We start from the raw sequence: 1,554 nt of genomic DNA on the forward strand, positions 1-1,554 counted from the left end.
GACAAAGCAACAAAATTAAAAGAAGAACTTTCTACGGTTGACAAAGGGACGTCAGCAGGTCAAAAGAAATGGCTACAACTTACTAGAGATTTAGGTACAGTAGAAACACAAGCTAATAGGCTAGAGGGCGAAATTAAGCAAGTCGAGGGTGCTATTAGTTCAGGCTCTTGGAACATTGACGCTAAAATGGATACTAAAGGCGTTAATAGCGGAATTGAGGGCATGAAGTCACGCTTTAGCGGTCTTAGAGAGATTGCTGTTGGTGCATTCAGACAAATCGGTGCAAGTGCTGTTAGTGCTGTCGGTAACGGCTTAAAAGACTGGGTATCTAACGCAATGGATACTCAAAAAGCCATGATTTCATTGCAAAATACAATGAAGTTCAAAGGCAATGGAAAAGACTTTGACTATGTAAGCAAATCTATGCAGAATCTTGCTAAAGATACAAATGCAAATACCGAAGATACTTTAAAACTTTCAACAACGTTCATTGGTTTAGGCGATAGCGCTAAAAAAGCGGTCAGTAAAACAGAAGCATTAGTAAAAGCTAACCAAGCATTTGGTGGTACTGGCGAAAACCTTAAAGGTGTAGTTCAGTCTTACGGTCAAATGTCGGCAGCTGGTAAAGTTACGGCTGAAAATATTGGACAATTAACCGATAACAACACAGCTCTTGGTTCTTCTTTAAAAGACACTGTTATGAAAATGAACCCCTCATTACAGCAATACGGTTCTTTTAATGACGCTGTTTCAAAAGGCGCTGTTTCGATGGATATGCTCAACAAGGCTATGGAAAAAATGGCTAAAGGTTCGGGCGGTGGAATCAAAACTATTGGGGACGCGTGGGACAGCTTCAACGAAACAATGTCAATTGCTTTAGTGCCTACTTTGAACGCTTTAACACCTATCATTAGTGGCTTAATAGACCAGATGTCTGACTGGGGCGAAAGTGCTGGTAAAGCTGTAACAAATGTAGTTAAGTATTTCCAAGACTTGTTTCAAAAACTGCAAGAAAATGCAGCCACTTTAGCATTTTTAGAGGCTTGGGATAGCATAAAAAGTGCATTTGGTTCCATAGTTTCTATTATAGGGAATGTCATAAATTCATTTATTGGAATAAATACAGAAACAACAAAAAACGCAACAAGTATAGATAACGTAGCAAAAAGCATAGCTGTATTTGCTGGTAAATTTTCAGAAGTCACGAAAAAAATAGCTGATTTTCTGCAAAAAATTAGTGAAAGTAAAAGCGCAATAGATACTTTAAAAGTAGCTTTAGCTGCTTTGGCTAGTGTATTCGTTGCTTTGAAAGTTATTGATGGAATCATTAAGGCTGTCGAGATATATAATAAGGTTGTTGAAGCTGGTACAATTATACAAGGAGCTTTCAATGCTGTAATGGCTATGAATCCATTCGTGGCTCTTGGCATAGCAATCGCAGCCATTGTTGCTGGTTTAGTTTACTTCTTCACTCAAACCGAAACAGGTAAAAAGGTTTGGGGTAGTTTCGTAGACTTCTTAAAGAGTGCATGGGACGGAATAGTTTCATTCTTT

At 38.4% G+C, this 1,554-nt stretch carries 1 protein-coding gene; it reads left to right on the forward strand.

The window, feature by feature from the left end:
- A partial coding sequence (locus FDX22_RS21260; RefSeq protein WP_146717734.1) for a tape measure protein occupies positions 1-1,554 on the forward strand: 1,554 nt, incomplete at both ends.

Source organism: Citrobacter sp. TBCS-14 (genome assembly GCF_005280805.1).
Lineage (GTDB): Bacteria > Pseudomonadota > Gammaproteobacteria > Enterobacterales > Enterobacteriaceae > Citrobacter > Citrobacter gillenii.